Raw genomic sequence first — 6991 nt, 5'->3', positions numbered from 1 at the left:
CACGACACCCTCCAGTCGCTCTTGATAGGGACTCAGTTCATGTTTGATCCGTTCCAGATTGTTATCAAGGCGTCGTTCATAGAGGATGTGGTCCGTCTCATCAATCACAGATACGACGCTGTTGTTGAAATGCAGATCGATTCCAGCATATAGTTTCATTGGTCGACTCCTCTTGTGGCTGTTTGTCGATGTTACTTCTTAACGATACGACTGCAGGGGGGAGTCGGCTAGATGATTATCAGGTCTTGTATTTTGCAGATAAACAGACCGAACCCAGAATCTGGCACTGACTTATTCCCTTTCTATGCAGCCGGGCATTGCGGCTTGGGAGTGGACGACTGCAGTAATGAAACAGGCCTCCTAAATATCGAAAGCCTAAATCGGCGCAAGATGCACCTCCTACAACAAAGAAAGAGAGCCAACAGCCCCCTTCTTTTTGCTTTTACGCTTTTTCTAACGACTAGCGAGTCGCGAAGCGACGGTCTAGCAAGCAACGCGATTTTTGTTGCGGTCTCATCGCAAACGAGAAAAGAACCATGTCATCCCTGCGACCACCAAGTCCATTCATCTTGCAAAGTTAGTCGCTCGCGAAGCCGCGTCTAGCGAGCAACGCGCTTTCCGTTGCGGTCTGATCTTAGCTCTTTAAGCTGCCTTAGCACTTCATGCGCATCCGCACTTAAAGGCAGGTTGGCTATAGCCAGTATATCCTCGCGGTTATGCCCCATATCGTCCAGCATATGATCATCATAACGAAGCAGATCTAATAATACCTGGCGGCGACGGTAAGCATCATACCAATCCCTGAATGCCTGGATGAGCCGGTGCTGCTGACGCCATGAACGAGCCTTTTCCTGCCTGGACGGAGTAACAGTGGTCGACGATGTTTGAATCAAAAGATCACAACTGGACATAGCGGAATCTCCTCACCGCTCTCTTAACGGTGTTAATGGTTAACAAAAGATGATCAGGGCGCGACCTGTTACTGAATGATGATTTTTGCACATTGTTTAATCAAACTAAAAATACTAAACTCAAGATTCAGAAAATTTTAACGGTGTAGTTATGTCTCTGTTTGCAAATACCCCTCCCTTACTGGAATTCGACCTGCTTCGCTCTTTTGTCGCCATTGCCGAAAGTGGCAGTTTCACTCGTGCAGCCGAGCAGGTGTTTCGCTCTCCGGCTGCCGTCAGCATGCAGATCAAGCGCCTTGAGGAAACCCTGGGGAAAAGCCTGTTTCTTCGTGAAGCGAGACAGGTGCGCTTAACCGCTGAAGGCGAGGTATTACTCAGCTATAGCCGTCGGCTACTCAGGCTGAATGAGGAGGCGGTTAGCCAGTTCGTAACACCGGCAATTGAGGGAACCGTCTGTTTTGGCTCGCCGGAAGATATCGCGACCGGCGTACTGCCGAGGGTGCTGGCACAATTCGCGCGCTCTCATCCGGCTGTCGCGGTGAATGTCATCGCCGGTACCAGTACCGAGCTGTTGAGCCGTCTGGATGCGGGTGAGCTGGACATGGCGCTGTTGACGGCAGGGAATGTGGGGCAGGATCCGACACGTGGCGAGGTTGTTTTTACTGAACCGCTCATCTGGGCCAGCCGCAGCGGCGGAGTGGCGGCCGAGAAGACCCCTCTGCCACTGGCGGTTGCCAGCCGGGGTTGCTGCTGGCGTACAATGGCGCTGGAGGCCCTGGATAAGCAGGGGATTGACTACCGCATCGCCTATACCTGTGACCATAGCGCCGGTATGCAAGCCGCGATGGAGGCAGACCTGGCCATAGCGCCATTACCCCAAAGTCATATGCGCGCCCCCTTTGTTCAGATAGACGCTAATCTGGGTTTACCGGAGATTGGTGAATATCAATTACTCTTCGAACATCGAAAAGAGTTAGGCCCCGCAGGTAATGCCTTAGCCCGCTATATCGTCGATGCCTGGAAAACACCACGCTAAGCTGAATAGCGATTAAACAACGATTCCGCTCTACGCTTTTTCCAGCCACTAGCAAGCGGCGAAGCCGCGTCTAGCCAGTCGCGCAGCGACGATCTAGCAAGCAACGAGCTCTTCGTTGCGGTCTTACGTTTTTTTACCTTTCCGCGCATCCCGCACCAGAAAAGAGCGTCCCTGACCCCGTTTCAGTTCGAACAGGTCGACCGCTTTAAACAGGCTACTGAGGTTTTTATAGCCATAGTTACGGCAATCAAACGAGGTGCGGTTGGAGATATTGGCACCCACCGGGCCCAGTGCAGCCCAGCCATCCTCATCTTCCGTGGCTTCAATCGCCTGACGCAACAGGTTGATCAGCTTGGTATCGGATTTGATGTTTTTAGGTTTGGCGCTGCTGGCGTTTTCGACCGCTTCAGGCTGATCAAGAAAGAGGAATTTTGAGCATGCATTGACAAAGGGCGAGGGCGTCTTCCGCTCACCAAACCCCAAAACCGTTTTGCCTTCCGCCAGCGCCCGGGTGACCATCGGGGTAAAGTCGCAGTCGGATGAGATAAAGCACATCACATCGATATCTTTAGTATACATAACATCCATCGCATCGATGACCAGCGCGATATCAGAGGCATTTTTCCCCTTGGTTAAGTCATACTGCTGCACCGGTTGAATAGCGTACTCATGCAACAACTCCTCCCAGGATTTAAGGGTGGGCGACTTCCAGTTACCGTATGCTTTACGGATAGTCACCACGCCGTACTTTGCCACTTCACTCAGAACATCGACAAACTTGCTGGCAGGTGCGTTATCCGCATCGATAAACAGGGCTATCTTTTGCTTTATTTCGCTCATGTTAAAACCGCATCTCTCTGAATAGACGAAACAACTTATCTCTACATTGGTAAAGCTGTCAAAGTATTACTGGTAAAAGTGAGCAGATCTCCGCGAGGTGCCCAAAGGGCATGCTAGCGTGCCCTTAACAAAAAAGAGAGCCACGGCTCTCTTTCTTGTCGTTTACGCTTCTTCTAACAACTAGCGAGCGGCGAAGCCGCGTCTAGCAAGCAATGCGATCTTCATTGCGGTCTGCTCTATTTCCTGGGCGCATAAGCAAAGACGTCAGAATGGATCTGATCTTCCTGCAGCCCCTTAGCTTCGCACGCGTCGACCAGCGCATATACCATCGCCGGTGAGCCGCTGGTGAAGACCTCTACGTTATCGAAGTTGTCGAAGTCAGCCACCACCGCAGCCGGTAACAGGGCGGAACGACCACCCCAGCCGGGGCTGTTTCCGGGTTCGCTGACCACCAGATGGACATGCACATTGGTATGTTCATGGGCCCATTGCAGTGGCAGTTTTTCCAGATAGAAATCTGCTTCCACCCGGGCACCCCAGTAGATATGAATCGGATTTTTTACCTGATTGGCCAACAGGTGTTCGGCAATCGCTTTGATCTGGGCAAAACCGGTGCTGGCTGCTGCCAGGATGATCGTGGTATCGGGTTTTAGCGATGCCGCTTCCAGATAGCATTCGCCCTTGGGTAGTTCAATCTCGACACTGGGGTTGTTTTGCAGGTGCTCCATAATAGCAACCGACAACTCCCCCTCCGGCATCCGCCGGATATGCAGTTCGATATCGCTGCTGAAGTCCGGCGCACTGCCGATTGAGAATGCAGCGCGACGCTGATCCGGCAAAATTATTTCCAGATACTGACCCGCATGGAACTCAATCGCATGCCGACCGGTGACCGGCAGATGCAGTCGCACCCGGTAGACATCATGGCTTAACGGCTCAACGGCGGCGATATCACAAACCAGTTTTTTCACGCGTAACTCTCCAGGGCGTAGCAGCCCATCAATGTTCACCCTGATATCGCTGCGCGGCACAGCGGTACAGGCAAATATCTGTGCGGGTTCATCACCCTCACTTAATTGTAGTTCCAGCTCAGGATAACGCTGCCGGATACTACCCACTATCAGGGTTGCTTTACAAATTTCACACACGCCGTTGCGACAGCTGAAGCGCATGGTATAACCTGCGTTTCGCAGACTGTCAAAGATCGACAGTCCCGCTTCAGCCTCGACAACATGTTGATTGTTAACGGTTATCTGGTAACGCTTAGTCACTCTTGATGCCTAACTGATCCCAGATATCATCGACCCGTTGTTTTACCTCGGGCGACATCACAATCGGCTCCCCCCACTCCCGGGTGGTTTCACCGGGCCACTTGTTGGTGGCATCCATACCCATCTTTGACCCCAGTCCGGAGACCGGCGAGGCAAAGTCGAGATAGTCGATCGGGGTATTGTCGATCAGGGTGGTATCGCGGAGCGGGTCCATCCGGGTGGTAATCGCCCAGATCACATCTTTCCAGTCCCGGGCGTTGATATCATCATCACAAACAATGACAAACTTGGTGTACATAAACTGCCGCAGGAAGGACCAGACCCCCAGCATCACCCGCTTGGCATGACCGGGATACTGCTTCTTCATGGTGACCACTGCCATACGGTAGGAGCAGCCTTCAGGTGGCAGATAGAAATCAGTAATTTCCGGAAACTGTTTCTGCAGAATCGGCACAAACACTTCGTTCAGCGCAACCCCCAGCACCGCGGGTTCATCCGGTGGACGGCCGGTATAGGTGCTGTGATAGATGGGATCGGGCCGGTGAGTAATACGTTCAACGGTGAACACCGGAAAACGGTCAACCTCGTTGTAATAACCGGTATGGTCACCAAACGGGCCTTCATCGGCCATCTCTTCGGGATCGATATAACCTTCGAGAATAAACTCGGCACTCGCGGGCACCTGCAGATCACTGCCAATGCACTGTGTCACTTCGGTTTTACCTCCGCGCAACAAGCCAGCAAAGGCGTATTCTGACAGCGTATCGGGCACCGGTGTGACAGCGCCCAGAATGGTAGCAGGATCGGCCCCCAGCGCCACCGCAACAGGGAATTTTTCACCCGGATGCTGCTCTTTCCACTCACGGAAGTCCAGCGCTCCACCGCGGTGTGCCAGCCAGCGCATAATCAGTTTGTTTTTGCCGATCACCTGCTGGCGGTAGATCCCCAGATTCTGTCGCGACTTATTCGGCCCGCGGGTGATCACCAGCGGCCAGGTCACCAGCGGCCCGGCATCACCGGGCCAGCAACGCTGTACCGGGATTTTACCCAGGTCAACATCATCGCCCTCGATCACATGGGTCTGGCAGGCGGCGTTGCGAACCTTTTTCGGCCCCATATTCAGCACCTGCTTAAAGATCGGCAGCTTCTCCCAAGCGTCTTTCATCCCTTTGGGTGGCTCAGGCTCTTTCAGCATCGCCAGCAGTTTACCCACTTCGCGCAGACTGGCGACATCCTCCTGCCCCATCCCCAGAGCAACCCGCCGGGGAGTACCAAACAGGTTTGCCAGTACCGGATAATCATAGCCCCTGGGGTTTTCAAACAGCAGCGCCGGACCACCCGCCCGAAGGGTGCGGTCACAGATCTCGGTCATCTCCAGATTGGGATCGACTTCGACACTGATACGCACCAGTTCTCCTTGTTTTTCAAGGCTGTGGATAAAGTCTCGCAGATCTTTGTATTTCAGGTTTGACATAGTATTCAGCAATAAAAAAGGGCAAGCGCTAAGCTTACCCTTTCAGAACAGAGATATGAATCAGGAACGACGCATCGAGAGGAAGAATTCGTCGTTGGTCTTGAAGTCTTTCAGCTTATCCAGCACAAACTCGATCGCCGCAGAGTCCTCCATCGGATCCAGCAGCTTGCGCAGAATCCACATCCGCTGCAGCTCTTCCTCAGTGGTCAGCAGGTCTTCGCGACGGGTGCCTGAACGGCGGATGTTGAAGGCAGGATAAACCCGCTTCTCAGCCACTTTACGGTCCAGATGCACCTCAGAGTTACCGGTACCCTTAAACTCTTCAAAGATAACCTCATCCATCTTCGAACCGGTATCAACCAGCGCGGTCGCGATGATGGTCAGACTGCCACCCTCTTCGATATTACGCGCCGCACCGAAGAAACGCTTGGGACGTTCCAGTGCGTGGGCATCCACACCACCGGTCAGCACTTTACCGGATGATGGGATCACGGTGTTGTAGGCACGGGCCAGACGGGTGATAGAGTCGAGCAGGATAACCACATCCTGTTTGTGCTCAGTCAGACGCTTGGCTTTCTCCAGCACCATCTCGGCAACCTGCACGTGACGTGACGGCGGCTCATCGAATGTCGAGGCAACCACTTCGCCGCGCACGGTGCGCTGCATCTCGGTCACTTCCTCAGGACGTTCATCGATCAGCAGTACAATCAGGTGCACTTCCGGATTGTTGCGTTTAATGGAGTTGGCAATATTCTGCAGCATCAGGGTCTTACCCGCCTTCGGCGGCGATACCAGCAAGGCCCGCTGACCTTTACCCATAGGGCAAACCAGATCGATTACCCGGGCGGTCAGATCTTCTGTACTGCCGTTACCCAGCTCCATCTTCAACCGCTCCTGCGCAAACAGCGGAGTCAGGTTTTCAAACAGAATTTTGTTCTTGGCATTTTCCGGCTTATCAAAGTTGATCTGATCCACTTTCAGTAGCGCAAAATAACGCTCGCTGTCTTTTGGCGGGCGAATTTTGCCGGAGATCGTATCACCGGTGCGAAGATTAAAGCGCCGGATCTGGCTCGGTGATACATAGATATCATCAGGGCCTGCAAGGTATGACCCTTCCGCCGATCGCAGAAAGCCGAAGCCATCCTGCAAAATTTCCAACACGCCGTCGCCATAGATATCTTCACCACCCTTAGCATGACGCTTAAGAATTGCAAAAATAACATCTTGTTTACGGGAACGGCCCAGATTATCCAGTCCCATCTCTTTTGCTATATCTAGCAGTTCAGGAACGCTTTTCTTTTTAAGTTCGGTTAGATTCATAGGTTTTTGTGTAGTGTTGGAAGACAGGAATATGCCTTGAGCGGAATAGCATAACTATTCAGGTCAGATTGAATTGATAAAGTGAAATCAGAGTTCTAAACCAGAGTAATAATCCAGATTTCTGGAAGCAATAGAGTTC

At 52.6% G+C, this 6991-nt stretch carries 6 protein-coding genes; 1 reads left to right on the top strand and 5 read right to left on the bottom strand.

Annotated elements, in window-relative coordinates:
* Positions 1 to 599: 599 nt before the first annotated feature.
* Positions 600 to 911: a DUF1127 domain-containing protein gene (locus tag JW499_RS15020; protein WP_205211374.1), complete on the bottom strand. Its 312-nt coding sequence runs from the start codon at positions 909 to 911 to the stop codon at positions 600 to 602.
* 151 nt (positions 912 to 1062) lie between these two features.
* Between JW499_RS15020 and JW499_RS15015 the strand changes: the two genes are divergently transcribed.
* Complete coding sequence (locus JW499_RS15015) at positions 1063 to 1947, top strand: LysR substrate-binding domain-containing protein (protein ID WP_205211373.1); 885 nt, start codon at positions 1063 to 1065, stop codon at positions 1945 to 1947.
* Between the two features lie 123 nt (positions 1948 to 2070).
* On the opposite strand, the gene JW499_RS15010 is transcribed toward JW499_RS15015, so the two are convergent.
* The 4 genes from JW499_RS15010 to rho all read right to left on the bottom strand — a co-directional run bounded on the left by JW499_RS15010 (position 2071) and on the right by rho (position 6852).
* The gene (locus JW499_RS15010) at positions 2071 to 2787 is read right to left on the bottom strand and encodes an NYN domain-containing protein (protein ID WP_205211372.1); all 717 of its coding nucleotides are present in this window, start codon (positions 2785 to 2787) and stop codon (positions 2071 to 2073) included.
* A gap of 236 nt (positions 2788 to 3023) precedes the next feature.
* On the bottom strand, positions 3024 to 4058 hold the full coding sequence (locus JW499_RS22860; protein WP_205211371.1) for an FAD-binding oxidoreductase: 1035 nt from the start codon (positions 4056 to 4058) through the stop codon (positions 3024 to 3026).
* Positions 4051 to 5532, bottom strand: a complete 1482-nt coding sequence (ubiD, locus tag JW499_RS15000; RefSeq protein WP_205211370.1) for a 4-hydroxy-3-polyprenylbenzoate decarboxylase — start codon at positions 5530 to 5532, stop codon at positions 4051 to 4053. The genes JW499_RS22860 and ubiD overlap by 8 nt, the downstream gene beginning before the upstream one ends.
* 60 nt (positions 5533 to 5592) lie before the next feature.
* Complete coding sequence (rho, locus tag JW499_RS14995) at positions 5593 to 6852, bottom strand: transcription termination factor Rho (RefSeq protein WP_091354829.1); 1260 nt, start codon at positions 6850 to 6852, stop codon at positions 5593 to 5595.
* Positions 6853 to 6991: the final 139 nt, after the last annotated feature.

Origin of the sequence: Amphritea pacifica, assembly GCF_016924145.1 — a bacterium.
Lineage (GTDB): Bacteria > Pseudomonadota > Gammaproteobacteria > Pseudomonadales > Balneatricaceae > Amphritea > Amphritea pacifica.
This window is presented reverse-complemented; position numbering and strand designations above follow the sequence as displayed.